The 26,726-nt window shown below is 63.1% G+C and carries 28 protein-coding genes and 1 pseudogene; 25 read left to right on the top strand and 4 right to left on the bottom strand.

All coding sequences use genetic code 11. The features are described 5' to 3' along the window. The 6 genes from VSR34_RS35195 to VSR34_RS35170 form a co-directional block, all read left to right on the top strand. The coding region (locus VSR34_RS35195) for a glutamate synthase-related protein (protein WP_342964863.1) at positions 1-269 on the top strand (269 nt) is incomplete at its 5' end. 410 nt (positions 270-679) lie between these two features. Next, on the top strand, positions 680-1,396 hold the full coding sequence (locus tag VSR34_RS35190) for a PAS domain-containing protein (RefSeq protein WP_342964862.1): 717 nt from the start codon (positions 680-682) through the stop codon (positions 1,394-1,396). Positions 1,397-1,560: 164 nt separating this feature from the next. Further along, positions 1,561-1,812, top strand: coding sequence for a hypothetical protein (locus tag VSR34_RS35185; protein WP_028214746.1), 252 nt, complete (start codon positions 1,561-1,563; stop codon positions 1,810-1,812). A 422-nt stretch (positions 1,813-2,234) separates the two neighbouring features. After that, positions 2,235-3,536, top strand: a complete 1,302-nt coding sequence (locus VSR34_RS35180; protein ID WP_028232188.1) for an FAD-binding oxidoreductase — start codon at positions 2,235-2,237, stop codon at positions 3,534-3,536. A 13-nt stretch (positions 3,537-3,549) separates the two neighbouring features. After that, positions 3,550-4,107, top strand: coding sequence for an XRE family transcriptional regulator (locus VSR34_RS35175; protein WP_028214744.1), 558 nt, complete (start codon positions 3,550-3,552; stop codon positions 4,105-4,107). Positions 4,108-4,719: 612 nt separating this feature from the next. Continuing rightward, entirely contained in the window at positions 4,720-4,998 is a 279-nt protein-coding gene (locus VSR34_RS35170; RefSeq protein WP_028207645.1) for an HU family DNA-binding protein, read from the top strand. A 258-nt stretch (positions 4,999-5,256) separates the two neighbouring features. Here VSR34_RS35170 and VSR34_RS35165 read toward each other — a convergent pair whose 3' ends face one another. Then, positions 5,257-5,451, bottom strand: a complete 195-nt coding sequence (locus VSR34_RS35165; RefSeq protein ID WP_244145430.1) for a diguanylate cyclase — start codon at positions 5,449-5,451, stop codon at positions 5,257-5,259. Next, positions 5,431-5,700 (bottom strand): annotated as a pseudogene (locus tag VSR34_RS35160) (histidine kinase); the annotation flags it as partial. The pseudogene VSR34_RS35160 and the gene VSR34_RS35165, both read right to left, overlap by 21 nt. On the opposite strand from VSR34_RS35160, the gene VSR34_RS35155 reads away from it, so the two are divergent. The 4 genes from VSR34_RS35155 to VSR34_RS35140 all read left to right on the top strand — a co-directional run bounded on the left by VSR34_RS35155 (position 5,641) and on the right by VSR34_RS35140 (position 8,805). Next, a complete protein-coding gene (locus VSR34_RS35155) occupies positions 5,641-5,790 on the top strand; it encodes a hypothetical protein (RefSeq protein WP_154671370.1) in 150 nt (49 codons plus the stop codon). The pseudogene VSR34_RS35160 and the gene VSR34_RS35155 overlap by 60 nt on opposite strands. 169 nt (positions 5,791-5,959) lie before the next feature. Beyond that, positions 5,960-7,105, top strand: a complete 1,146-nt coding sequence (gene ssuD, locus VSR34_RS35150; protein WP_028214742.1) for an FMNH2-dependent alkanesulfonate monooxygenase — start codon at positions 5,960-5,962, stop codon at positions 7,103-7,105. Between the two features lie 108 nt (positions 7,106-7,213). Beyond that, on the top strand, positions 7,214-7,477 hold the full coding sequence (locus VSR34_RS35145) for a helix-turn-helix transcriptional regulator (RefSeq protein WP_028232190.1): 264 nt from the start codon (positions 7,214-7,216) through the stop codon (positions 7,475-7,477). A 2-nt stretch (positions 7,478-7,479) separates the two neighbouring features. Continuing rightward, a complete protein-coding gene (locus VSR34_RS35140; RefSeq protein ID WP_028232191.1) occupies positions 7,480-8,805 on the top strand; it encodes a type II toxin-antitoxin system HipA family toxin in 1,326 nt (441 codons plus the stop codon). A gap of 31 nt (positions 8,806-8,836) precedes the next feature. On the opposite strand, the gene VSR34_RS35135 is transcribed toward VSR34_RS35140, so the two are convergent. Further along, on the bottom strand, positions 8,837-9,763 hold the full coding sequence (locus VSR34_RS35135) for a LysR family transcriptional regulator (protein ID WP_028214739.1): 927 nt from the start codon (positions 9,761-9,763) through the stop codon (positions 8,837-8,839). Positions 9,764-9,956: 193 nt separating this feature from the next. Here VSR34_RS35135 and VSR34_RS35130 point away from each other — a divergent pair, with 193 nt between their 5' ends. The 15 genes from VSR34_RS35130 to VSR34_RS35060 all read left to right on the top strand — a co-directional run bounded on the left by VSR34_RS35130 (position 9,957) and on the right by VSR34_RS35060 (position 25,945). Further along, positions 9,957-11,093: a muconate/chloromuconate family cycloisomerase gene (locus tag VSR34_RS35130; protein ID WP_028232192.1), complete on the top strand. Its 1,137-nt coding sequence runs from the start codon at positions 9,957-9,959 to the stop codon at positions 11,091-11,093. 29 nt (positions 11,094-11,122) lie between these two features. Then, positions 11,123-11,413, top strand: a complete 291-nt coding sequence (catC, locus tag VSR34_RS35125) for a muconolactone Delta-isomerase (protein ID WP_028214737.1) — start codon at positions 11,123-11,125, stop codon at positions 11,411-11,413. A gap of 42 nt (positions 11,414-11,455) precedes the next feature. Then, entirely contained in the window at positions 11,456-12,391 is a 936-nt protein-coding gene (catA, locus tag VSR34_RS35120) for a catechol 1,2-dioxygenase (RefSeq protein WP_028232193.1), read from the top strand. A 115-nt stretch (positions 12,392-12,506) separates the two neighbouring features. Beyond that, positions 12,507-13,877, top strand: coding sequence for a Rieske 2Fe-2S domain-containing protein (locus VSR34_RS35115; RefSeq protein WP_342964861.1), 1,371 nt, complete (start codon positions 12,507-12,509; stop codon positions 13,875-13,877). Continuing rightward, the gene (benB, locus tag VSR34_RS35110; protein ID WP_342964860.1) at positions 13,874-14,362 is read left to right on the top strand and encodes a benzoate 1,2-dioxygenase small subunit; all 489 of its coding nucleotides are present in this window, start codon (positions 13,874-13,876) and stop codon (positions 14,360-14,362) included. Before VSR34_RS35115 ends, benB begins: the two co-directional genes overlap by 4 nt. Positions 14,363-14,413: 51 nt before the next feature. Beyond that, positions 14,414-15,436 carry a benzoate 1,2-dioxygenase electron transfer component BenC gene (gene benC, locus VSR34_RS35105; protein WP_028214733.1) on the top strand — a complete coding sequence of 341 codons (1,023 nt, stop codon included), beginning with the start codon at positions 14,414-14,416 and terminating at the stop codon, positions 15,434-15,436. Next, positions 15,433-16,209, top strand: a complete 777-nt coding sequence (gene benD / locus VSR34_RS35100; RefSeq protein WP_342964859.1) for a benzoate diol dehydrogenase BenD — start codon at positions 15,433-15,435, stop codon at positions 16,207-16,209. The genes benC and benD overlap by 4 nt, the downstream gene beginning before the upstream one ends. A gap of 3 nt (positions 16,210-16,212) precedes the next feature. Next, positions 16,213-16,464 carry a hypothetical protein gene (locus tag VSR34_RS35095; RefSeq protein ID WP_342964858.1) on the top strand — a complete coding sequence of 84 codons (252 nt, stop codon included), beginning with the start codon at positions 16,213-16,215 and terminating at the stop codon, positions 16,462-16,464. A gap of 293 nt (positions 16,465-16,757) precedes the next feature. Then, positions 16,758-17,918: a porin gene (locus VSR34_RS35090; protein ID WP_028214731.1), complete on the top strand. Its 1,161-nt coding sequence runs from the start codon at positions 16,758-16,760 to the stop codon at positions 17,916-17,918. A 219-nt stretch (positions 17,919-18,137) separates the two neighbouring features. Continuing rightward, positions 18,138-18,566 (top strand): MarR family transcriptional regulator, encoded by a 429-nt coding sequence (locus VSR34_RS35085; protein WP_028232195.1) that lies wholly within the window; start codon positions 18,138-18,140, stop codon positions 18,564-18,566. A 69-nt stretch (positions 18,567-18,635) separates the two neighbouring features. Continuing rightward, positions 18,636-19,901 (top strand): M20 family metallopeptidase, encoded by a 1,266-nt coding sequence (locus VSR34_RS35080; protein WP_342964857.1) that lies wholly within the window; start codon positions 18,636-18,638, stop codon positions 19,899-19,901. A 32-nt stretch (positions 19,902-19,933) separates the two neighbouring features. Then, positions 19,934-20,632, top strand: coding sequence for a trimeric intracellular cation channel family protein (locus VSR34_RS35075; protein WP_042291446.1), 699 nt, complete (start codon positions 19,934-19,936; stop codon positions 20,630-20,632). A gap of 521 nt (positions 20,633-21,153) precedes the next feature. Continuing rightward, the gene (locus VSR34_RS35070; protein WP_342964864.1) at positions 21,154-22,236 is read left to right on the top strand and encodes a porin; all 1,083 of its coding nucleotides are present in this window, start codon (positions 21,154-21,156) and stop codon (positions 22,234-22,236) included. A gap of 53 nt (positions 22,237-22,289) precedes the next feature. Further along, positions 22,290-24,743 (top strand): glucose/quinate/shikimate family membrane-bound PQQ-dependent dehydrogenase, encoded by a 2,454-nt coding sequence (locus VSR34_RS35065; RefSeq protein ID WP_342964856.1) that lies wholly within the window; start codon positions 22,290-22,292, stop codon positions 24,741-24,743. 164 nt (positions 24,744-24,907) lie between these two features. Further along, positions 24,908-25,945: a porin gene (locus VSR34_RS35060; RefSeq protein WP_342964855.1), complete on the top strand. Its 1,038-nt coding sequence runs from the start codon at positions 24,908-24,910 to the stop codon at positions 25,943-25,945. 118 nt (positions 25,946-26,063) lie between these two features. Here VSR34_RS35060 and VSR34_RS35055 read toward each other — a convergent pair whose 3' ends face one another. After that, entirely contained in the window at positions 26,064-26,504 is a 441-nt protein-coding gene (locus VSR34_RS35055) for a hypothetical protein (RefSeq protein WP_342964854.1), read from the bottom strand. Positions 26,505-26,726 lie beyond the last annotated feature (222 nt).

The following is a 26,726-nucleotide window of genomic DNA, read 5'->3' as shown; positions in this document are numbered from 1 at the left end:
ACTGCCACACGGGTAAATGCCCCGTTGGCGTGACGACGCAGGACGCCGTTCTCGAACAGCGCGTCCAGCCCGATGAGGGTTCGCGCCGCGTGCGCAACTATCTCAAGACGCTGAACATGGAACTGACCACGATCGCGCGTGCCTGCGGGAAGCAGAACGTGCATCACCTGGAGCCCGAGGATCTGGTCGCCCTGACCGTGGAAGCCGCGGCCATGGCGCGCGTGCCGTTGGCAGGCACGTCGTGGATTCCTGGTCTGAACCTGCGTTGATTGGTCAGGTCGGCAAAGCAGAGAAGACGTGTCCAGAATTTCCCTGGAAGATGCCGAAACTCGAAAGGCCACTTGCAACGGGATGAGATCGGGCGATGCTTGCTGAAGCGCGGCCGGCATCCGGCATAAAGGCTGCTCGATCTTGATTCAGGCTTCGGCAGGGATCTTGGGAAGCTCTCGTCCCGAGGTCAAGGAAGAAATCAAGGAAGGACTCCACATGGATGAGCGCGCCGACGGGATGCGCAGGGGCGGTGACGCCTGTATCAGGATTGAAGGTCCTGTAATGGGACTGAACAGAAGGGGCGTCATCGTGGCTGCTGGCAACCCACGCGGGGAAGAGCTGCGAGGATAAAGCGACGCCGTTCAGTATTTCCTCAACGCATTGCAAGATAAGGCTGAGTACGACAAAAATGATGCCACTGACACAGGAAAAACCTGCAGGCTCCGGGGGGAACCGCCCCGTTTCTTGCGAGTTAGTACTTGCAGCAGATGAGCTCTCTATCCTGAAAAGCATCACCGCCAATTTCACCGGTTTCCTGTATCGCTGCCTCAACGACAAAAACTACACGTTGATCTACGCGACCCAAGGCATTCAGAAATTAGCGGGTTACCCAGTGGCTGATTTCATCGGCAACAGAAATCGGACGCTAGCATCATTGATTGACTCAGATGACGAGGAGTACGTATCGAATTCCATTGAGTCGGCGATACGTCAAAAGCAAACATGGACGGTCGACTACCGTATTCACAGAGCCGACCGGCAGTCCGTCTGGGTACGGGAAGTCGGGAAGGGCGTATTTGATGCCGAAGGCAAGCTCCGCTTCCTGGAGGGATTGGTGATTGAAGTTGAGGGCGAGCGTGCTGCTCAATTGGCGGCTGAAAAGCGGCTCGTAGCAACGAACCTCGCAGTAAGCGCCATTCTTTCGAACGTCGAGGAGATTCTGAAAACGATACGGGCTCTTTCCATTCTTTCTTTTAATGCACGCGTGGAGGCTGCACGTGCTGGAGATAGCGGCCGGGGGTTCGCGATTGTCGCGGCGGAGATCAAGAGGCTTGCTGACGATTCCGACAAATTGGTCAAGCAAGTATCGGAAAATATACGGAACGTCCGTCAGCTTATGAGTTGACCACTGCAGGTGTGTGCCCTCACAGCCGCCAGATCGCCAGGTCGGTCACACGTTTCCGGCGTGGCGGAAACAGCCGGGCGAGTATTCCGCATACCTGTGTACTGCAGCGATACGTCGGTGCTGCAGCGCGTCGGGCTCGAACCACGCTGATCGCACTGGAAGCCATGAAGATGGAGACCCACATCGCGGCGGCGCGGGACTGCACCATTGCCGCTTTGCGCGTTCAGGCAGGCGACAGTCGTCAGCCACGGTCATGGCGCTCAGTGGCGCGATGGGCGCTCACCAAAGCGTGGCATGTCCGATTTCGGCTCGACTTCCGGCGGCTGACCAGCCGCCCGACGCTGCGCAGAAGCTTCACGATCGAAGCGCTGGCTATCCATCGTGGTCCGACGTTCCTTAACGAGGGCTCGGCGTAGTTTTGACTTAAACATGGGCTAGTTCCTTGTGACCGGCGTGAGCGATCTGAAGGTACACGGAGAAACCACGGGAGCGCAACACTTTCGATGCAAAGCGCCGGCGCTCGCGCACGCAATTCAGATGTAGCTTCGCCTGCGAGGCTATCGACGACCCTGACGAACTGGGGCGCAGCGTGAGGCTGCGGGGTAGTTAGGCAGTTGAGTCGCCTGCGTTCGGCGTATTCGCGTTTTCCTGGAAAAATTTTATAGATCATGCAGAAACCGCGCGATTTTTCTTCCGACTTTCAAGAGCAGGCACGAGCCCATAGGAGCTTCTGAGCGCAGCCGCCGCCCGCCACCGGGATTGTGCCGATTCACGTCCGTGAAATTGCCGTGCTATTTTTTCATGAAATCTAGCAGACGATTTTTCATGGAAACTCCGCATGTTCACCCAATCGACTCGCCATATCGATAGCTATTACGCTCGCGACTACGCAGGCAATGCGCAGGGTGCGCCGCGCGAGCGCCCCGCGCTGGCGGGGGATTGCAGCGTAGACGTCCTCGTCGTGGGCGCTGGTTTCAGCGGGTTGCACACGGCGCTGCGGCTGGCGCGGGCGGGCCGGCGCGTGGCGGTCGTGGAGGCGAGCCGCGTGGCGTGGGCGGCGTCGGGGCGCAACGGCGGCCAGGCACTGCTCGGATGGTCGTGCGACATGGCGCCCTTCGAACGCGCGCTGGGACGGGAGGGCGCGCGCGAGCTATGGGAGAGCATGCGCTGGGCTGCCGCCGAGGTGCGTGAATTGCCCCCGCGGCACGGCTTCGACATCGACTACCGGCCAGGCAGCCTGTGGGCGGCGGTCAGACGCTCGCGCGTCGCCATGCTCGAAGCCGCGCGCGACGAGGCTGCGCAGAAGTGGGGTTACGACGGCCTGCGTTTCATCCCGGAGTCCGAGATGCCCGGGTGGATCGGCAGCCCGCGATATCGCGCGGCGCTCTACGATCCCGAGGCGGGGCACCTCGATCCGTTCAAGCTCGCACTGGGACTTGCCGCCGCCATCGAGCGCGCGGGCGGCGTCATCTTCGAGCAAAGTCGCGTGCTCGCCTGGCGCGAAACGCCGGACGGCTATGTCGCGAACACGCAGCACGGCAACGTGCGCGCCGGCACGCTGGTGCTCGCGTGCAATGCCTATATCGACCGGCTCGACAGCGAACTGGCGGCCCGCGTGCTGCCCGTGGGCACCTGGCAGGTCGCCACGCGCAGGCTCGAGCCGGAACTTGCACGCTCGCTGCTGCCGCGCAACAGTTGCGTGATCGACAATCAGTTCGTTCCCGACTACTTTCGCCTGAGCCCGGATCATAGGCTGCTCTTCGGTGGTGCATGCACCTATCTGGGCGGCATCCCCAACGATATTGGCGCGGCGATCCGCCCAAGTCTCGAACGCGCGTTCCCGCAACTGCGCGCGGTCGAATTCGACTATGCGTGGGGCGGCCATATCGACATCAGCATTCGCCGCACGCCGGACGTGGGCCACGAACGCAATCGCTACTGGATGCAGGGCTTTTCGGGTCACGGCATCCTGCCGACGCTTGCCGCGGCGCGCGCCGTTGCCGACGCCATCCTCGGCGAAACGCGCTTGCTCTCACTCTACGAACGCATTCATAATCCGCGCTTTCCGGGCGGGGAACGTTTCGCTGCACCGCTGGAGGCGCTTGGGAAGTTGTGGTATCGGCTGCGCGATGTCGTGTGACGGAGAAACCCGCATGGACCAGCAGGACGAAATAGAAGGCCTCGCGATCCTCATTCGCGATCTGCGCAGGCACAAGAAGATGACGCTTGCCGAACTCGCGAAACGGATCGGTCGCTCGGTGGGCTTTCTTTCGCAGGTCGAGCGCGGCCTGTCGCGGCCCACGGTGACGGATCTCACGGCTATCGGCGAGGCGCTGCAGACGCCCACCACGTATTTTTACAGCGTGAGCATGCCGCGCGCGCTGCCGTGGGTCACGCGGCCAGGCGAGCGTCGCACGCTTTACTATGGTGGCGGCATTACGGACGTGCTGGTTTCGCCCAGCATGTCATCGGGGTTCTCGATGCTGGAGAGCCGGCTCGATCCCGGAGCGAGCAGTGGCGAGCGCCCGGTCGACGACAGCGACGAGCAGGGCGGCTTCGTGCTGGAGGGCGAGCTCACGATCTGGCTGGAAGAGAGCGACGAACCGGTGACGCTGCGCGCCAACGACAGCTTTCAGTTGCCTGCGCGCTGCCGCTTTCGTTACGCCAATCTCACCGATCAGCCGGCGCGCGTGCTTTGGGTTTTTACCTGACTCCTCGCGTGCCAGTGCGCTTTGTTCAGCATGGCTGATCGATGCGTTATTGCGCGTACATCTTGTTACGGCGGTCACTCGATGAGACCACGGCTGCGCTTCGTCGTGCTTGCGCGCCTGAAAGAAACCGAAAAGAACGCTTACGCTCGACCCGGTCGCCGCGCCGGCATCGTGCGTGGCGCGAGAAGGGTTCCGCTTTCCGCGCAAGCGGCATCCGTGCTGCGGGCGGCCGGCAGCAGCGCTGCATGCCGGGGAATCGTCCCGAGCCGCGGCCGGCATCAAAGAAACTGCTTGGCCCGGCCATCTTTCATCGTTTCATATGCACGAATCATTCCTATGCGGTTTCCTCATGTTCCCCCTGGGAAAACCGACCGCAAGCCCGTTTTCGCAGGCCGCATCGTCGTTTTTTCGCATTTTTGCCCATTTTTTGCCTGCTTTTGTCTACACAGCGACTCAGGGTTGTGCTATTGATTCGCCTTTCGCCGCAATGCATGTGGAAAGCAAGACACATGCAGGCGGCCTATCGACGCGTTTCCATATGCAACGCGATTTGCCTGTTTCGCCCGCGTGAGGTAGGGTATGCAGGTTTTCTCAACTCAACACAGGTAGCAGATGAACAAACAGGAACTCATTGACGCAGTCGCCGCTAGCACGGGCGAGACCAAGGCAGCCACCGGCGCAGCCATCGACGCGATTCTCGACGTCGTCACGCGCGCGGTCACCTCGGGTGACTCGGTGCAGCTCGTCGGCTTCGGCTCGTTCTCGACTGGCCAGCGCGCCGCCCGTGTGGGCCGCAACCCGGCCACGGGCGCGGAGATCCAGATTGCCGCTGCCAAGACGGTGAAGTTCACCGCTGGCAAGGCCTTCAAGGACGCCGTCAACGCGTCGTGATGCAAAGTCCGTCGTCATGGCGGATGCGCGCGCCGCTGGCGAGATCGCCGGCGCGCGGCGCGGCTGCGGGCCGCGCTGCATCATGCGAGAGCGGCGGCCCGCGCTTTGGCATTCGGCTTCGAACCATTCGCCTGGCCGCGTGAGATTGCTGCGGGAAGCGAGGGCGTGATGCCCTCGGCAAGCCGGCATGGTCACATGCCGGCCGCTTTTTCTTTCCTGATTTTACTTTGGTATCCGAAGCATTTTCGCGTCTTGCGATCATGCGTCGGGCGTCATCTGCACTTCGGTTTCCATCGACTTGAGGCTCGTTTCGTTGCGGTGGCGTTTGGCCTCGTACATCGCCGCATCGGCTTCACGCAGCATCGCTTCCACGTTTTCGCCTTCTGCGCAGCTTGAATAGCCGATCGAAAAGCTCAGGTCTGGTAGCCCCGTGCCGGCGAGCGCGTAGTTCACGGCCTCGCGGTGCTGAAAGAGCCGGCCACCCATAAAGCCAGCAGCGACCCGATGCGGCATGTCGTCGCGAAACACCTCGGGCAGGCGCGCGAGCAGCGCGGCCTTGTCGGGTGCGCGATACATCGCCCATCGTGTAGTGGTTCACGTCGAGCACCCGGATTTCGCCCATGCAGCGCTCGACGAATTCGGGTGTACGTCGGTGAACGCGCAAGAGTCGACGATGCCCTGGTCGTGGACTTCGTCGAGCAGCTCGAAAAACTTGAGTTCGGCAACAGCGTGCGGCGATACCAGCCGGCAGGCCGTGCGCGCACCGGCGTTGCCGGGAATACGGGCGCATAGCCGAATACGTCATATGCAATTGCCGATTAACTGGTAGGGGAAACCGCTGCGGGCTGTTTCAATGAGGGCGCAACTGAGCGATGCGCGGGCGGCGATAGTCATGCGAAAGCGCCGAGCGCGCTCGATCTCTCTCTTCTCGCGCCTTCATTTACCCGCAGCAGGATCACTGATGAGTCTCGACATCTTCTGGTTCTTGCCGACTTCGGGCGATACCCGCTACCTCGGCAAATCCGATTTCGGCCGCGCGCCGACCAACGCCTATATGCGTCAGATCGCCGTCACTGCCGAAGAACTCGGCTACGATGGCCTCCTGATTCCCACCGGCAGCAGTTGCCTCGACCCGTGGGTGACGGCGGCGAGCCTCGCGCCCGTCACGCAGCGCATCAAGCTGCTCGTCGCGCTGCGCACCTCGCTGGGCAGCCCGACTGCATCGGCGCGTCAGGCAGCCACACTCGACCAGGCGCTGAACGGCCGTTTACTGCTCAACGTCGTGCCTGGCGGAGACGCCACGGAACTTGCGGCGGACGGCGTATTCCTCGCGCACGACGAACGCTATGAGGCCGCCGACGAGTTCCTCACGATCTGGCGCGACCTGCTGCGCGGCGAGACGGTGAGCTTCGAGGGCAAGCATTTGCGCGTGCGGGGCGCGCAGAATTTTCATGCGCCGGTGCAGACGCCGCATCCGCCGCTTTACTTCGGCGGTTCTTCCCCAGCGGCGCACGAACTGGCGGCAAAACACGTGAACGCTTATCTCACCTGGGGCGAGCCGCCCGAGGCCGTCGCGCAGAAGTTCGCCGATATTCGCGAACGGGCGGCGCGCCATGGGCGTACGCTCAAGCTCGGTGTGCGTCTGCACGTGATCGTGCGCGAGACCAACGACGAAGCGTGGGCTGCCGCGGAGCGCCTGATCAGCAAACTCGACGACGACGATATTCGCCGCGCCCAGGAAAACTACGCCCGCATGGATTCCGTGGGTCAGCGCCGCATGGCGGAACTGCACGGCGGCAGCCGCGACAAGCTCGAAATCAGCCCGAACCTGTGGGCCGGCGTGGGCCTCGTGCGCGGCGGCGCTGGCACGGCGCTCGTGGGCGACCCCGAAACCGTGGCGGCACGCCTTGCGGAATACGTGGATGCCGGCGCAGACAGCTTCGTGCTCTCGGGCTATCCGCACCTGGAGGAGGCGATCCGCTTCGCGGAATTGGTGTTCCCGCTGTTGCCGGGCAAAAAGCCGGTGACGCTGCGCGATCAGACCTTGACGGGCGGGGCGTTCGATGTGCGTGCGCGAGCGCAGGATCTGGAGGCCGCACGCAGCTAGGCCTGCATATATTCCTGACAGTGATATTCTGGTTTTATTCCTGGTAGCGATATAGACAGGATATTCGCCACAGGCATATAATCATTTTATGCCTAACAGGAATATTCCATGAAGATCATCGTCCAGACGCCCGGCGGCCTTGGCGAGATTCTGCAATCGGCGCGCAAGGCGCGGGGCATGACTCAGGCGCAGGCCGCGGCGAGTCTCGGCATTGGCCAGCCACGGCTTTCCGCGCTCGAAACCACGGGCACCGCCAGCCTTTCGCTAGAACAGATGCTCGCGCTTTTCGCGCTCTACGGGTTGGAGCTTTGCGTGGAGTCGCGCGAGGCGGCCAGCAGCCAGGCCGAGGGCACCGGCACGCCGGAGTGGTGACCATGGGCCGCAAATCGCATTCGCGCGCGCTCTCCATCTGGGCCAACGGCGAGCGCGTGGGCACGTGGATCATGACGCCCGCGGGCGACAGCGAGTTGCGCTACGACCAGGCCTGGAAACACTCGGCCACGGGCAGGCCGCTTTCGCTTTCGCTGCCGTTCGGCATCGGCGACGTGCCGCTGCGCGGTGAACGCGTGCAGTACTATTTCGACAATCTCCTGCCCGACAGCGAGCCGATCCGCCGCCGTATCGCCGCGCGCTTTCGCACGGATACGCTCGATGCCTTTGACCTGCTCAAGGCCATCGGCCGCGATTGCGTGGGCGCCGTGCAACTGCTCGGCGAGGACGAAACGCCGGGGCGCGTCGACAAGATCGAAGGCGTAGCGTTGAGCGACGCCGTCATTGAACGCCTGCTGCTGGAAACGGCCGGCGCGTTGCCCGGTGGCGCGCAGGAGCTCGACGATCTGCGCATTTCGCTGGCGGGCGCGCAGGAGAAGACCGCGCTCCTGCGCCATAGGGGAAAATGGCTGCTGCCACGGGGCGCCACACCCACCACGCACATTCTCAAGTTGCCGCTGGGATTGATCGGCCATCGCAAGGTGGACTTCAATACCTCGGTCGAAAACGAATGGCTTTGCCTGGCACTGCTGAGGGCCTATGGGCTGCCCGCTTCGCAGGCGCAGATCATGCACTTCGGCGCGCAAAAAGTGTTGTGCGTCGAGCGCTTCGATCGCACGCGCTCGCGCAGCGGCGCGCTGCTTCGATTGCCGCAGGAGGACTTCTGCCAGGCGCTCGCCGTGCCGCCGCATCGCAAGTATGAAGCGCACGGCGGCCCTGGCGCGCGCGAGATCGCCGGTCTCTTGCGCCAGTCGCAGCGGGCACAGGAGGACATCGAGACCTTCCTCACTGCGCAAATCGTTTACTGGATGCTCGCCGCGCCCGATGGCCATGCGAAGAATTTCAGCATTCGGCTGCTGCCCGCCGGGCGCTTTCAGCTCGCGCCGCTTTACGACGTGATGTCGATCTGGCCCGTGGAAGGTGACGGCGGTAATCAGTGGTCGTGGCACAAGGCAACGCTTGCGATGGCCGTGTGGGGCAAGGCGCGCCACTACCGCATGCGCGACGTGAAGCGCGCGCATTTCGACGCCACCGCGCGGCTATGCCACTACGGGCCGGATGCCGCCCCGTTGATCGAGCGCGTGCTCGAACGTACGCCTCGCGCGATCGAGGACGTGGCAGCCGCGCTGCCCGAGGGCTTTCCTGGGCGAGTGGCCGAGCGGCTTTTCGACGGCCTGCGCTTTTCGGCGGAGCGGCTCGCGGGGCAGTGAAGGGCATGAGCTGCGTCACGTTGCAGGTTGCTCACGTTCGCGGCCAGGTCTTCTTCGGAGGAAGCCACATCTGCGGCTCCGCATACATCTCCTTGACCAGTTGCTTCACGAGGTCGACGTAGATCGAGCTGTCGTTCACACGGTGATTCAGGATGATCGGCGAAGTCGCGTGATCGCTGTCTATCAGCCGATAGTGCACGTCCTGGCGTATCTGCCGCGCTGACGCCGGAATCACGCACACGCCAAACTCGGCCGCGACCAGACCCAGCGCCGTCTGGATTTCCCGCACCTCCAGCACTTCGCCCGGTTGCACGCCGTCGCCATGCAACACGTTCAATACCTGATCGGCGAAACTGGGCCGCGGCTCCTTGGGATAGACGATCAGCTTTTGCCCGGCCAGTCGCTCGATGGGGATGGGCGTCGATTCCTTCGCCATCTCTGAGCCGATCGGCACCACCACGGCAAGCGGTTCTTCGCGCAGGACGATGCCGGCCACATTGGGGTCGCTGTGCCGCACCCGGCCGAAGCCGATGTCGATCCGGCCTTCCTTCAGCGCCTGAATCTGCTGCATCGACATCAGCTCGACCATCTGTATGTCCAGTTCCGGCGCGTGTTCGCGCAGCTTGCGCATCAGCGTTGGGAGTCCTGAATACAGCACCGAGGCGACGAAGCCGATGGACAGCACGGTGCGGTGATGCAGCCCCACGTGCCTCGCGGCCGTCTGCAGCTGTTCGACGCGGCCGAGAATCTGCATGGCCTGCTCATAGACAAGGCGCCCCGCGTCCGTCGTGCGCACCGGCCGCGTATTGCGGATCAGCAGCGGCACGCCGATTTCCTCTTCGAGCAATTGAATTTGCCGGCTCAGCGGCGGCTGGGCGATACGCAATTGCTCGGCAGCGCGCGTGAAATTGCGCTCGCGAACGACGGCAACGAAGTAACGAAGCTGGCGGAGGTCCATGGTTTGAATCCGGAAGTTGCGTCAAATTTTTGATACTTGGAGGATATGATGCGCCGCAATATCGGCTGAGCGACGGGGCATTGCGGCCGCTCCATATTATAAAGGTATGGAATTTGACGCAAATAGTATTGGACTGTGCGAATACCCGGCAGGTATAAAACCACCATACCGACTTACTTACGCAGCATTCGAGATGACTTCCGCGACGATCGAACGTATCGAAACCCGCCTGGTGGACCTGCCGACGATTCGCCCTCACAAGCTATCCGTCGCCACGATGTACGGGCAAACCCTGATGCTGGTGAAGGTATATTGCAGCGATGGCGTGACCGGCATCGGTGAAGGTACGACGATTGCCGGCATGGCCTACGGTCCCGAAAGCCCGGAAGCGATGAAGCTGGCGATCGACGCCTACTTCGCCCCGGCGATGATCGGCCAGGACGCCACGCGTATCCAGGCGCTCATGGCGCACCTGGGCAAGCTCGTGAAGGTCAATCACTTCGCCAAATGCGCGCTGGAAACCGCGCTGCTCGACGCGCAGGGCAAGCGCCTTGGCGTGCCGGTGAGCGAACTGCTGGGTGGCCGCCGCCGCGAACGCCTGCCAGTGGCATGGACGCTCGCTTCGGGCGATACGGCCAAAGACATTGCCGAAGCGGAGGCCATGCTCGAAGCGCGCCGCCACAAGATTTTCAAGCTGAAGATCGGCGCGAAAGACCTCAAGACCGACATCAAGCACGTTGCCGATATCAAGAAGGCGATGGGCGAGCGCGCCGCCGTGCGCGTGGACGTCAACATGGCCTGGAGCGAGACGCAGGCGGCCTGGGCGATTCCCGCGCTGGCCGACGCGGGCTGTGAACTGGTGGAGCAGCCGGTCGCTTCCCCCGCGGCACTGTCGCGTCTCATGCGCCGGTTCCCGGTCGCGTTGATGGCCGACGAAATCCTGCAGGGACCGGAAAGCGCGTTCGAGATCGCAAGGAACGAGGGCGCCGATGTGTTCGCCATCAAGATCGAACAAAGCGGCGGACTGTTCGCGGCACAGCGCGTGGCCACGATTGCGGACGCCGCAGGTATCGAGCTGTACGGCGGCACGATGCTCGAAGGCGCGTTCAGCACGGTGGCGTCGGCGCATCTGTTCGCGAGCTTCGCCAACCTGCAGTGGGGCACGGAACTGTTCGGCCCCTTGCTGATTACCGAAGAGATCCTGACCACGCCGCTGGATTACAGCGACTTCGAGCTCACGGTGCCGAACGGCCCGGGTCTGGGTATCGAACTGGACGAAGCGAGTATCGCGCGTTTCACCCGCGGCGGCCTGATGAAAGTCACGAAGTAATCCGGATACCTGAACAAAGGAAGTTGACGATGCTTTTCCACGTACGCATGGATGTGAACATCCCGGCCGACATGCCGGCTGACGTCGCCAATGAAATCAAGGCGCGCGAAAAGGCGTATTCGCAGGAGCTGCAGCGCAGCGGCAAGTGGCGCCATATCTGGCGACTGGTTGGCGAATACGCGAATTACAGCATCTTCGATGTAGAAAGCAACGCAGAGCTGCACGACATCCTGAGCGCGTTGCCGCTTTTCCCGTACATGAAGATTTCGGTCACGCCGCTGTGTCGTCATCCGTCGTCCGTTCGGGACAACGACGCCTGAGCGTATTTCCCTCAATACCAGAAGCACCAGGAGACAAGGATCATGAGCGCAAAAGTATTCGAAACCAAGGAAGTGCAGGACCTGCTGAAGGCCGCTGCGAATCTCAAGGGCGGCAGCGGCAACGCGCGTTTCCAGCAGATCGTCTATCGACTGCTGGGCGATCTGTTCAAGGCCATCGACGACCTCGACATCACGCCCGATGAAGTCTGGGCCGGCGTGAACTACCTGAACAAGCTCGGCCAGGACGGCGAAGCGGCGCTGCTCGCCGCCGGCCTCGGCCTCGAAAAGTATCTCGACATCCGCATGGACGCCGCCGACAAGGCGGTGGGTCTCGAAGGCGGCACGCCGCGCACCATCGAGGGCCCGCTGTACGTTGCAGGCGCGCCGGTGCGCGAGAGCGTTTCGCGCATCGACATCAATCCGGACGCCGACGCTGGCCCGCTCGTCATTCACGGCACGGTCACCGACCTCCAGGGCAAACCGCTCGCGGACGCCGTGGTCGAGTGCTGGCATGCGAATTCGAAGGGCTTCTACTCGCACTTCGACCCGACCGGCGCACAGGACGATTTCAACCTGCGCGGCGCGGTGAAGACTGGTGCGGACGGCAAGTACGAATTCCGCACGCTCATGCCGGTGGGCTATGGCTGCCCGCCGAACGGCGCGACCCAGCAGCTCCTGAACGGTCTCGGCCGTCACGGCAACCGTCCGGCGCACGTGCACTTCTTCGTCACCTCCGAAAACAATCGCAAGCTCACCACGCAGTTCAATATCGAGGGCGACCCGCTGATCTGGGATGACTTCGCCTACGCGACGCGCGAAGAACTGATTCCGCACGTGGTCGAAAAGACCGGCGGCACGGCGCTCGGCCTGAAAGCCGACACGTACAAGGACATCGAGTTCAACTTCACGCTCACGCCGCTCGTCCAGGGTAAGGACAACCAGCTCGTTCACCGCCCGCGCGCCTCGGCCACGGCGTAACCGTCCAGCAAGGCGGCGGCCTTCGACACTCCCGCCGCCTGTCCCCCTCGATCATCATTTCGACACCGATGCAAGGACTCCGTACTGCGTGTGGAGTATGCATAGGAGAGCTAATATGTCAGCCATCATCGACAAAGCCAGCGACCTGGAGCACCTGCTGTCCACGGCCGTGCAGGACGACAAGCAAACCGGTGTGTTCCGTTGCCGCCGCGACATCTTCACCAACGCGGACCTGTTCGAACTGGAGATGAAATACATCTTCGAGAAGAACTGGGTCTATCTCGCGCACGAAAGCCAGATTCCGGACAACAACGACTACTACACCACGTGGCTCGGGCGTCAGCCGGTGGTCATCACCCGCGACAAGACCGGCGCGCTGAATGCCGTCATCAACGCCTGCGCGCACAAAGGCGCCATGCTGTGCCGGCGCAAGCATGGCAACAAGGGCAGCTTCACGTGTCCGTTCCACGGCTGGACCTTCTCCAACACCGGCAAGCTGCTGAAGGTGAAGGACGAAAGAACCACCGAATACCCCGTGCAGTTCAACACGAACGGCTCGCACGACCTGAAGAAGGTCGCGCGCTTCGAGAACTACCGCGGCTTCCTGTTCGGCAGCCTCAATGCGGATGTGCAGCCGCTGGGAGACTACCTCGGCGAAGCGAAGATCATCATCGACCAGATCGTCGACCAGTCGCCGAACGGCCTCGAAGTGCTGCGCGGCAACTCCTCGTACATCTACGACGGCAACTGGAAGATGCAGATGGAAAACGGCTGCGACGGCTACCACGTCAGCACCGTGCACTGGAACTACGCCGCCACGATGGGCCGGCGCAAGGAAGACGGCACCCAGGCGGTGGACGCCAATAGCTGGAGCAAGTCGGTGGCGGGCGTCTACGGCTTCGACCATGGCCACATCCTGCTGTGGACGAACACGATGAACCCCGAAGTGCGCCCGGTCTACAAGCATCGCGAGGAAATCAAGGCGCGCGTGGGCGAAGTGCAGGCGGACTTCATCGTCAATCAAACGAGAAATCTGTGCCTCTATCCGAACGTGTTCCTCATGGACCAGTTCAGCACGCAAATTCGCGTGGTGCGCCCCATCAGCGTGGACAAGACCGAAGTCAATATCTTCTGCTTCGCGCCGAAGGGGGAGGGTGCGGAAGATCGCGCCACGCGCATTCGCCAGTACGAAGACTTCTTCAACGTCTCGGGCATGGGCACAGCCGATGACCTGGAGGAGTTCCGTGCGTGCCAGGCGGGCTATGCCGGCACCACGGCGATGTGGAACGACCTCTCGCGCGGGGCGCCGCTGTGGGTCGACGGTCCGGACGAGAACGCGAAAAAGATGGGACTCAAACCGGTGATTTCCGGCGAGCGTAGCGAAGACGAGGGACTGTTCGTGGTCCAGCACGAGTACTGGGTGCATACCATGCGCGACGCGCTCAAGAAGGAAACGGACCACGAACAAGCGGGAGCGCGGGCATGAGCAACGACTACCAGAAAATCTGCGCCACGCTTTACCGCGAAGCGCGCCTGCTCGACGATCGCCAGTGGGAAGCGTGGCTCGCCTGCTACGCGGAGGACGTGACCTACTGGATGCCGGCGTGGGACGATGACGACCAGCTCACCGACGATCACCAAACGCAGATCTCGCTGATGTATTACCCCGATCGCAACGGCCTCGAAGACCGGGTCTTTCGCATCAAGACCGAACGCAGCGGCGCTTCGATGCCCGAGCCGCGCACGAGCCACAACGTCACGAACGTGGAAGTGCTGGCGGATCGCGGCGACGAAGTGGACGTGCGCTACAACTTCCACACGCTCAATCATCGCTACAAGACCACGGATCAATTCTTCGGCACGATGTTCGTCACCATGCGCCGAGCCGGCGACGACTTCCTGATCGCATACAAGAAGATCGTGCTCAAGAACGACTACATCCGGCAGGTGCTCGACGTTTATCACGTTTGACGTCAGGAAGACGGCAAGCGTCAGTTTCAACATGGGATAGAAGGAGACACCATGTCCAGCTACAACATTGCACTGAATTTCGAAGACGGTGTGACCCGTTTCATCGAATGCAAGGCGGGCGAGAAGGTCCTCGACGCGGCCTTCCGTGCGCGGATCAACCTGCCGATGGATTGCTCCGACGGCGTGTGCGGCACCTGCAAGTGCCGCGCGGAAAGCGGCAGCTACGACCTGGGCGAGGACTATATCGAAGACGCGCTCAGCGAGGACGAAAAGGACAGCGGCCTCGTGCTCACCTGCCAGATGGTGCCGCAGAGCGATTGCGTGATCGCGATTCCCGCGTCCTCGACGGTGTGCAAGACCGGGCAAAGCACGTTCGCTGCCACGGTTACGAAGGTCGAGCAGCACAACGACGCGGCCGTCGTTCTCGAACTGGCCGTCGATGCCGCGGGCCCCGTATTCCTGCCAGGCCAGTACGTCAACATCGACGTGCCCGGCAGCGGCCAGAATCGTTCGTATTCCTTTTCATCGGCGCCGGGCGATTCGACGATCAGCTTCCTGATCAAGAAGATCCCCGGCGGTGTGATGAGCACGTGGCTCGAAGCCGCCCAGCCGGGCACGAAACTCGACTTGACCGGGCCGCTCGGCAGCTTCTATCTGCGCGATGTGCAGCGCCCGCTGCTGTTCCTCGCGGGCGGCACGGGCCTGGCTCCCTTCCTCTCGATGCTGGAAGTGCTCGCTCGCACGAACTCACAGCAGAAGGTTCACCTGATCTACGGCGTGACGCGCGACCTCGACCTCGTGCTCGTCGAGGCCATTGAGGCCTACGCCGCGAAACTGCCGAACTTCACCTACGCGACCGTCATCGCCGACGCCCAGTCGAGTCATCCGCGCAAGGGTTGGGTGACGCAGCACATTCCGGCCGATGCCTTGAACGACGGCGACGTCGACGTCTATCTGTGCGGGCCGCCGCCGATGGTGGATGCCGTGCGCAAGTATTTCGACGACGAAGGCGTGAAGCCCAACAGTTTCTACTACGAGAAGTTCACTCCCAACGTGGTCCAGAAGGCGGCATGATCATGCAACGATTCGCAGGTAAGGTCGTGGTCGTCACCGGGGCGGCACAGGGCATCGGCCGTGGCGTGGCGCTGCGCGCGGCTGCAGAGGGCGGCAGGGTGGTGTTCGTCGACCGCGCGGAGTTCGTCGCCGAGGTCGCGGCCGAGGCGCGAGGCGCCGATACGGCCGGATTCGTCGCGGACCTCGAAACGTATGACGGCGCGAAAGCCGCAATGGATTTCGCGGTTCAACGATTTCGTGGAATCGACATCCTGATCAATGGCGTGGGCGGTGCGATTCGCATGCGTCCGTACGCCGAGTTCGAGCCGGCGCAGATCGACGCGGAAATCCGCCGTTCGCTCATGCCGACGCTGTACACGTGCCACGCCGTATTGCCGCATCTGCTCGAGCGCGGAGGCGGAACCATCGTCAACGTTTCGTCGAACGCGACGCGCGGCATTCGGCGCGTGCCGTATTCGGCGGCGAAGGGCGGCGTCAATGCGATCACGCAGTCGCTGGCCATGGAATACGCGGAGCACAATATCCGCGTCGTGGCCACGGCGCCAGGCGGCACCGACGCGCCGCCGCGTCGCATTCCGCGCAATGCCGCGGGCGACAGCGAGCAGGAAAAGACATGGATGAGCGAGGCGGTCCAACAGGTCACCGAATCGACATTCCTCAAACGCTACGGCACTATCGACGAACAGGTCGCGCCGATTCTGTTTCTCGCTTCCGATGAGGCGAGCTATATCACCGGCTCGGTATTGCCGGTCGCTGGAGGCGATACGGGCTGATCCATGAACCCGCTGCCCGTGATCTTCGCGGGCAGCTTTGGTGAAGCAATGCCGCACGTCAATCGCCTCACAATCTCGTATAGCAAAAACGCGTATCAGTTTCACACCCTGCTTAATCGAATCGCCTCGAACCAAAAATACAAAGTCAATAATAGGCGATTCTCTCCCGTTTTAAGTGGCGGCGCGAAAGCATTATGTAATTCGATTACCGGCATTCATGCCCCCGCACATTCCGTGACGCGCGTCGACACTTGACGCGCGTGCTTGTGCCATCGACGCCACGCAGCCCGAATTTCGACACCACTTTTATTTTCGACACCCTATGATGCGGGTGTTCGATTCGCGCTGGCACGCGTCGCACGATCTCCATTCAATCTTTGCGTTTTCAACACCGGTGATTTGCGTAATTCGCAAGAATCATCGGCGGTCGGATTTTTGATATTGAATCTGCACCGAAATGGGATGCGCGTACAGGAGATTGCACGTCGATGGTGCCGGCCGCCTGAATTCGATGCATTAACCCACCGCTAATTCCGGAGCTTTAATACATGAAAAAATCGCTACTCGCCGCCGCACTCCTGAGCGCCTTCGCCATGTCGGCGCACGCGCAAAGCAGCGTGACCCTTTACGGCCTGATCGATACCGGTCTCGTCTACACGAACAACCAGCTCGGCCACAGCAACTGGCAGATGAACACCAGCTCGACGCAGAATACGGTGTTCGGCCTCAAAGGTTCGGAGGATCTGGGCGGCGGTCTGCATGCGATCTTCAAGCTCGAACAAGGCTTCCTGCTGAATAACGGCGCCCAGGCATTCTCGGGTCTCGGCTTCGGTTCGCAGGCCTGGGTCGGCCTGCAGAGCGAGCCGTACGGCACGCTTACGTTCGGGCGCCAGTTCGACGTGATGAACGACCTCGTTGGCCCGCTTACGGCTGGCTCCAACACGTGGGGCGGCAACATGGCGGCGCACCCGTTCGAGAACGACAACCTCGCCGCGAACTCGGTGGTCGTCAACAACTCCGTCAAGTACGCAAGCCCGACCTTGTACGGCGTGACGTTCGAGACGATGTACTCGTTCAGCAACAAGGCCGGCAACTTCGCGAACAACCGCTCGTATGGTTTTGCCGTTTCGTATAGCCAGGGCCCGCTGAACCTCGCAGCCGGCTACCTGCAGTTCAATAACGCAGGCAACGGCAGCGGCGCCGTCACCACCAGCGACACGAGCGCGAACTTCCTCTCAGAGCGTCAGCGCGTATGGTCGCTCGGCGGCAACTATACGTACGGCCCGGCCACGGTCGGCCTTGTCTGGAGCCACACGCAGATCGACAACGTCGCGGGCGTGTACTCGTTCGGCACGGGCACTTATCTGGGCGCGAACGATGCCTCCGCCGGCTCGCTCGCCGGATCGCTGCGCCTCGACAACTTCGAGGCGAACGTGAAATACGCGCTCACGCCGGCATTGAGCATCTCGGGCGCATACACGTACACGCACGGCGCGTACAACGGCACGAACCCGGGCTGGAATACGGCGATGCTGCAAACGGACTACGCAGTCAGCAAGCGCACCGACTTCTACCTGGAAGGCGTGTACCAGAACGTGCATGGCGCACCGCAAGGCTCGGTGCTCTCGCACGCGATGATCAACACGCTCTCGCCGTCGTCGACCGAAACCCAGGTCGCGGTGACGGTGGGCATGCGTCACGCGTTCTAAATCGTTTCGTCAGCCAGACTCCGGCCGGGCATCTGTCCCGCCGGACCTCTTCCCCCTGCGCGGCGGGTTTTTCGCTTTCGAGCGAAAGGCCCGCCGCGTAGTCGCATCTGCGCTTGCAATTCGCTGAGTCACCAATCCAGATAGTTGAAATTTTCAACTATCTGACTATACTGGCGACCAGTCGCCGGAGAGGCTGGTGACGGCCCGGGGAGCGCGCATTTGTATTCTGATTTCCTCACGTTCCGGTTGGACCAAACGAGCGCACTGCTCATCGAGCGCGCCAACGCGGTTTATCGCGAGCGCTGGGATCTCGATGTGCGTGCCCTGCGTGTGCTTCGCATCATCTGTGCCACGCCGGGCATCGCGCCCAAGGCGGTGTCCCAGCTAGCGCTGATCGAAAAGACACTGCTTTCCAAAACGCTCGGTGAACTCGAATCGCGCGGTCTGATCCGCCGCGGCAAGCACGCGGCGGACCGGCGCAGCGTCACGCTGCGCGTCACGCCGGAAGGATCGGAAGTGGCGAATGCCTCGGAAAAAGCGGGCTCGAAGCTCGAATCCGAACTCGCCGCCGTGCTAACCGATCAAGAGCGCAAAATGCTCGACCAGTTGCTCGCCAAGCTCGCGCAAAGCCTGTCCGACGGCGCTTGAGATCGCGGCTGCGTACATCGCACATCGCACTTTGAGGCAGTTTTTTACTAACGCACGAAGGAGGCGTCCATGCCGAATCTGGTCGAAACCGCAGCACCCTCCATTGGCGCGCTGCTGCCCGAACTCGAAGCGCTCTACAAGGATCTGCACCAGCATCCCGAACTGTCGATGCAGGAGTTCCGCACGGCGTCGCTCGTGGCGGAGCGCATGGAAAAGCTTGGCTACGAGGTCGCACGCGAAGTGGGCGTGACGGGCGTCGTGGCCGTGCTGCGCAACGGCGAGGGACCGGTTGTGATGCTGCGGGCCGACATGGACGCGCTGCCGATGACGGAGGCCACCGGGCTGCCGTATGCGAGCACCGTGACCGCGAAAGACGAAGAGGGCCTGCAGGTCGGCGTGGCGCACTCGTGCGGGCACGACCTGCACGTGACCTGGCTCGTCGGCGTGGCGCAGCTCATGGCGGCGCATCGCGACGCCTGGAGCGGCACACTGCTCGCCGTGTTTCAACCGGGCGAGGAAGTGGGGCGCGGCGCGCGCAGCATGATGGACGACGGCATGATCCAGCGCTTTCCGAAGCCCGACGTGATTCTCGGCCAGCACGTGATGGTCGGCCCGGCCGGCACCGTGGGTTATCGCAGCGGCACGATCCTCTCGGCGGGCGACAGCCTCAAGGTGAAGCTGTTCGGCCGCGGCTCGCACGGCTCGCAGCCGCAGACCTCAGTCGATCCCGTGATCATGGCGGCGTCCACCACACTGCGGCTGCAAACGATCGTCTCGCGAGAAATCTCTCCGCGCGACAGCGCCGTGCTGACGGTGGGCGCGCTGCAGGCGGGCACGAAGGAAAACATCATCCCCGACGACGCCACGCTCAAGCTCAACATGCGCACTTTCGACGACGACGTGCGCGAGTACATGCTAGGTGCGATCCGCCGCATCTGCTGCGCCGAATGTGCGGCCTCGAATGCGCCACGCGACCCGGAATTCACGACGCTCTCGAGCTATCCGCTAACGGTGAACGACGCCGCGGCGACGGACCGCCTGCGCAAGGCCTTCGAGGCCTGGTTCGGCGAGCGTGCTTATGAAACGCAGCCGGCCGCCGCCAGTGAGGACTTCAGCGTGTTCGGCCGCGAATGGGGTGTGCCGTACGCGTTCTGGTTCGTCGGCGGCACCGAGCCGGAGGTCTATGCGCGAGCGAGGGCCACAAAGCTCAACGAAATCCCGAGCAACCACTCGCCGAAGTTCGCGCCGGTGCTCCACCCCACGTTGCGCACCGGCCTCGAGGCCATGCTGTGTGCGGCCGCCGCGTGGCTCGTCCGGGAAAGCGAGGCAGCATGAACGTGGAGCTGGGCGCGCACATGAGTGCGCATATCAACGCTCATGCGGCGTATACTGCGCTCGATCTGATCGGTACATTCGCGTTCGCGATTTCCGGCGCCGTGGCTGCGCGGCAGCGGCGGCTGGACCTTTTCGGCATCGTGGTCGTGAGCTTCATGGTTGCGTGCGGCGGCGGCATTCTCCGCGATCTGTGCATTGGCGCCGTGCCGCCGGCGGGGCTCGCGAACTGGGCCTACCTCGCGGTTACCGTGCTGGCCGCGGGGCTCACCATCGCCGCCTATCCGCAGGTGCGGCGGCTGCGTCATCCCGTGCTCTTGTTCGATGCGATCGGGCTTGGGCTCTTTGCCGTGGCAGGCGCTCAAAAGGCGCTCGCGTACAGCCAGAGCGCGGAGCCTGCCATCATCCTCGGCATCGTGAGCGCCGTGGGCGGCGGCGTGATGCGCGACGTGCTGCTGTCGCGCGTGCCGGCCATTCTCGATCGCGAGATCTACGCTTCAGCCGCGTTGCTCGGAGCTTCCGTGCAGGTGGGGCTCACGTATCTAGGCTGGTCGTCGGTCTGGACGCCCTGGATAGCCGTGATTTCCTGCGTGGCGTTGCGGCTTGCCTCGCTTTATTTCGGCTGGCGTCTGCCGGTCTTTCATAGCGTGCGCGCGGCGCAGCCGCAGCCGCCGGAAGGGGGCGATGCCGGGAAGCAACTTCGCAAGGCGGATTCGCGGCAGGACGCGCGCTAGGCTGCAAGTTGGGCAGGGCTGAGCCGGCGTCGCAAATGGGATTTCGTGGGCCACCGCGTGGATGATGCAAGGCGAGGTGGCGCATACCGGTCGGTATGCCGCTGGAATAATCAGGAATCCTGCTGGATCTGGAAGCGTCATCGTACGTAAAACAGGCGATGGTGCGAATCTCATGGAACACGCGCGCAAGCGAGACGATGCACGCATCCGCCAGCAGCCGCGTGCAAGGCGCCGTGGGCGGACGACCGCAAAACGGCCGACCCACGGGCAACATAAGGCCGGCCGCCGCGACGCGGCACGCAATATGCTCTTGCCATCGCGAGCAAACGCCCGGATCGTCCGCTGTCCAGCCAGCAAGCGGGTTTTTCGATGACGCGCTATGCTTTTTGGCGCGCGATGCGTCCAGCCTGTGCCTGGGCGTGCGGGATGGTCTGCATGTTATTGCACGTTATCCGCCCCGGCATGGACCGGATCAAGAAAGACTCCACGAAGGAGTTGACGTGAAAACGACCCTGGGCGCTGTGGTGCTGCTCGTCGCCAGTTCGGCCGCGTGCGCACAATCGAGTGTCACGATGTACGGCCGCGTGGATGGCGGCATCGAATACCTCAATCACATTGCGAACGGCAACGGCGGCAGTGACAACCGCTGGAGCGCCGAAGGCGGCGACTGGGGCACCAGCATGTTCGGCCTCAAGGGTACCGAGGACCTGGGCGGCGGCAGCGCCGCGATCTTCAACCTCGAAACCGCGGTGCAGATCATGAATGGCACCACCGGCGGCGGCCGGCTCTGGTCGCGCCGGGCGTACGTGGGTGTGAAGAACGACACGTGGGGTCAGCTGCAAGCCGGCCGTAATCTTTTCATCGACAGCGACGGCGTGTGGGCGTTCGACCCGTTCGTGCAGCAGGCCGTGTCATCCGCCTCGCTCGTGCGCGGGCGCAACTGGCAGCAAACGAGCAACAACGTCGAATATCACAGCCCTGTGTGGAATGGCTTCGACGTGCAGGGGCAGTATTCGTTCGGTAACCAGCCCGGCAACTTCAACGCGGGCGCCCAAGGCGAATTCGGCCGTTCCAACGGCATCATGCTCTCGTATCACTCGCCGCTTTTCGACGTGCGCGGCATTTACGACGAACTGCGCGATTCGAGCGGCCGCTTCTCCAACATTTTCACGGCCTCGCGCGAATACTTCGTTGGCGGCAACCTGCGTGTGCAGAAGTTCAAGATCCAGGCAGCGTACACGCATTACTCCGCGCCCGATTCGCCGCCCGGCATTTCCGATACCGCCGACCACTACTGGCTGGGCGCGACCTACCAGGCCACGCCGAAATGGGCCGTGACAGCCGCCGGTTTCTATATCCATGTAGGCGAGGGCGGCGGCGACGTATCGCACGACCCAGCGAGCCACGCCATGCTATACGCGTTGGGCACCACCTGGAACCTGAGCGCTCGCTCATTCCTGTATGGCACGGTTGCCTATGTCAACAACGGCAAGAGCGGCACGTTCTCCGTATTCGCCACGCCGCGCGACTCGAGCACACCGACGAGCCCACTGGCCGGCCAATCGCAGACCGGGGCCTACGTGGGCATGATGCATGTGTTCTGAATCCACGCTTCATCCGCCATCGCAGACGGCATTCTTCGAGGAAGGTTGAGATCATGGCCAGACAATCGAAACCGCTGGGCGTCATCGGCGTCATCTCCGTGCTGTTCACGTTGCTCACCGCGATCTACCTGCTGGCGGGCGGCGCGTGGCTGATTTCGCTCGGTGGTTCGCCGTATTACGTCGTGACGGGGGTGCTGCTGCTGATCTTCGCCTGGCTGCTATGGCGCGCGAACTCCGCGGCGTTCGTGCTCTATGCGATCGTGCTGATCGGCACGGCGATATGGGGGCTTTGGGAGTCCGGGCCGGACTTCTGGGCGCTCGCGCCGCGCTCGGGCGTGCTGGTGGTGTTCGGCATCTGGCTGCTCGTGCTCATGAGCTGGCACCTCGAGCGCCCGCGTCAGTTGGGCGTGGTCTCGCTCGTGGTGGGGCTGCTCGTGTGGGGCGGCGTGCTTGCCTATGCGCATTTCAACGACCCGCAGCAGATCAACGGCACGCTCGCGGCCGCGAGAGCCACGCCGGCGCCGAACCCCGAAGGCATCCAGCCTTCCGAGTGGCCCGCCTATGGCCGTGACCAGCAGGGCACGCGCTATTCGCCGCTGCAGCAGATCACGCCCGATAACGTACACAACCTTCAGGTGGCCTGGACCTTCCGCACGGGCGACACGAAAGGGCCCAACGATCCGGTCGAGATCACCAACGAAGTCACGCCGATCAAGATCGGCGATCTGCTCTACCTCTGCTCGCCGCACCAGATCCTGTTCGCGCTCGACGCGCAAACCGGTGAGCTCAAGTGGAAGTTCGACCCGAAGCTCAAGGCCGATCCTTCGTTCCAGCACGTGACCTGCCGCGGCGTGTCGTTCATCGATCTTTCGGCGGCGTCGGTGAACGCCGCCGCTGCGGCTCTGGAGGCCACGGCCGCGAGCGATCCGGCTGCCGTTGCGCCCGCGAGCGAAACCCGGGTCGCGCCCGCCGTCGCCAACGGCACCTGCACGCGCCGCATTCTGCTGCCGGTGAACGACGGCCACCTCTACGCGCTCGACGCGCTCACGGGCGAGCGCTGCCCGGGCTTCGCCAACAACGGAGACCTCGATCTGCAGCACGCCATGCCGGTCACCACGCCGGGCATGTACGAGCCCACGTCGCCGCCCATCGTCACCAACAAGGTGATCGTCGTGGCAGGCGCAGTGGAAGACAACTTCTCGACGCGCGAGCCCTCGGGTGTGATCCGCGGCTACGATGTGCGCACCGGCGAGCAGCTGTGGGCGTTCGATCCGGGCGCGCCCGAACCCAACAAGATGCCGGGGCCGGGCGAGCACTACGTGTGGAATTCGCCGAACTCGTGGGCGCCGGCCGCGTACGATCCCAAGCTCGACATCGTCTATCTGCCGATGGGCGTGAAGACACCCGACATCTGGGGTGGCGACCGCACACCCGACATCGAGCGTTACGCAACGGGCCTGCTCGCACTGCACGCCTCGACGGGCAAGCTCGCCTGGTTCTACCAGACGGTGCACCACGATCTGTGGGATATGGATCAGCCCTCGCAGCCCACGCTCGCCGACATCACGGACAAGGACGGCAAGATCGTGCCGGTGATCTACGCCCCCGCGAAAACAGGCAACCTGTTCGTGCTCGACCGCCGCACGGGCGCGCTGGTCGTGCCCGCCCCCGAACAGCCGGTGCCGCAGGGCGCCGCGCCCGGCGACCATGTTTCGGCCACGCAGCCGTTCTCGCAGCTCACGTTTCGCCCCTCGAAGGATCTCACCGATGCCGACATGTGGGGCGCCACGATGTACGACCAGCTCATATGCCGCGTGATGTTCCACCAGTTGCGCTATGAAGGCACGTTCACGCCGCCTTCGCTGCAGGGCACACTCGTATTTCCGGGCAACCTCGGCATGTTCGAGTGGGGCGGCCTTGCCATCGATACCGATCGCCAGGTCGCCGTGGCCAATCCAATCGCGCTGCCGTTCGTCTCGCGGCTGATTCCGCGCGGTGCCGGCAACCCAATGGAGCCGCAGCCGGGCGCGAAGGGCAGCGGAACGGAGGCGGGCATTCAGCCGCAGTACGGCGTGCCTTATGGCGTGACGCTCAATCCGTTCCTCTCGCCGGTAGGCCTGCCGTGCAAACAGCCCGCGTGGGGCACCATCGCGGCGATCGATCTCAAGACCAACGAGATCGTATGGAGGCGGCGCATTGGCACCGTGCGCGACAGCTCGCCGTTGCCGCTGCCGTTCAGGATGGGCATGCCGATGCTGGGCGGTCCGATCATCACGGCGGGCGGGGTCATCTTCATCGCGGCGACGGCGGACAACTATCTGCGCGCCTTCGACGTGAACGACGGCAATCTGCTGTGGCAGGCTCGGCTACCCGCTGGCGGCCAGGCCACGCCGATGACGTACTCGGTCAACGGCCGCCAGTTCGTGGTGATCGCGGCAGGCGGCCACGGCTCGTTCGGCACGAAGCTCGGCGATTACGTGATTGCCTACGCGCTCCCCAAGGAGTGAGCCGCTCGCGAACCGCCCGGCGCAGCCGGGCCGCCGCGAGTCCCGCATTGTCACGGACTGCCAGGCATCACATCGAGGCGGCAGACGCTCGCACAGCGCCTGCCGCTTCCCATGTAAATGGCGCCGCTGGTGCGCGTCGCTCGTCTCTCTCCTTTGTTGCCTACATGAATCGAACATTGCGCGCGTCGCGCGTGTGGACCGCACTGTCCGTGGCAACCTTGTCCACGTTGCCCGTGACAGGCGCACACGCGCAAAGCTCTGTCACGTTGTATGGGGCGCTCGACACGAGCATCGAAGTCACCAACCCGGGCGCGGGCTGGGTCGCTCGAATGGACTCGGGCGCGTATCGCGGCTCGCGCTTCGGCATGCGCGGCGTGGAAGATCTCGGCGACGGCATCAAGATCCTGTTCGAACTGGAGAACGGCTTCGGCTCCAACGATGGCACCTTGGCGGTACCCGGCACGATCTTCAACCGCCAGGCGTGGATAGGCTTGGGCACGCGCTGGGGCACGCTGCGGGCGGGGCGGCAATATTCGCCGATCTACATTCCGTTCAAGGGGCAACTCGACGCGTTCGGCGCGGGAACCATCGCCTCGGGGCTGAACAATCTCTCGAAGATTGCACCGTACGAATCCAACGCGATTACCTGGCTATCGCCCGAAATCTACGGCTTTTCGACCACCCTGATGGCTTCGCTGCGTGACCCCGGCACGGGCAGCAACGGCCTTGCCGGCAACATCGAAACCTTCGAATGGCGCCACGGCCCGTTTCGGATTGCGTATGCGCATCAGCAGCAAAACGGCAATGGCGCACTGCGCGCGAATCTAGGCGGCGTTTCGTATGTTTTCGGCCCGGTCACCGGCTATCTCGCGTATTTCAATGGCGATGGCGGCACACCGCGCAACCATAACAATGGCGTTTCGATCTCGGCGCGCTACGAGATCACGGCCCGATTTCGCGCTTCGCTCGGGTACACCTGGCTGCACGATCTCTCGGGCGCCGACAACGACGCCGACCAGTTCAGCGCCGCCTGCGAGTACGACCTCTCGAAGCGCGTGTTGCTCTATGCGAGCGCGGGATGGTTGCGCAACCAGGGGCAGGCAACGTTCACGCTACGCGGCGTGAATGTTGCCGGGCTGCCTCCTTCATGGCCGGGCGCGCCAGTGCGCGGCGTGCAGTTCGGAATGATCGACCGGTTCTAACGAGCGCCTCCTGTCCACTCGATCCCCTGTAAATGCGCCGCGAAATCAATGGACAATGCGGACCACATGTCGCCAACGATCGCGCTCGACCTCGCTTGCTCGCTGCCAGGACGGCGCTTCATTCGAAGACCACGCAAAGGCGTTCGAGCGGCACGGCAGTCAGTACGCAGATCGAAAAGGCGAGCCCGAACGTGAACGCCACGGAAGTGGTCGCGCCACACCACGCAATGAAGCGATGGGCGTCGCGCCTGCTGTTTGCGATGTAGACGATCCTGCGCCAGGCATGGCCGGCCGCAAAGGTAATGGCGAGCGCGACGAGAAACGCGCCAAGCGATGCCAGGATGACGATCCACTGGGTGTCGAGCCACGTTGGCGCCTCGCTTTGCGCGACAGCGTCGGCGCACGCCCTGGAGACGAGCGTGACGCCGAGCGCGAGGTGGAGGAGCCAGATCAGCGGTACGACGCACAGACCGAGCCAGGCGGCGATGCGCTGTGCACGCGTGGGCGTGGAGCGCGGGCCGGTCGCGGCGGGTTGCGGGGATGATGGTCCGGAGGTCATAGGGCCTCCCGTTGGACGCCACGCGGACGGGGGCGCAGGAGGTGTGCCCGATTGGTCCTATTTGATTTTACATAACATAAATTAGCGAACTTTCTGATGTTACGGCTTTTTAGAAATGTCCGGTTCTGGCTCATTAGAAATGTCCGATTCCTGTCCCGGTTGACGCGCACGCTCGCGTGAGGCGTCGACCAGGGGCGAACCATGAACGGACGTGAGCTGATC

It is taken from the genome of Paraburkholderia sp. JHI2823 (assembly GCF_038900695.1).
GTDB classification, from domain to species: domain Bacteria; phylum Pseudomonadota; class Gammaproteobacteria; order Burkholderiales; family Burkholderiaceae; genus Paraburkholderia; species Paraburkholderia mimosarum.
Note: the sequence above shows the minus strand (reverse complement) of the source record. Positions and strands in the feature narration are given on the sequence as shown.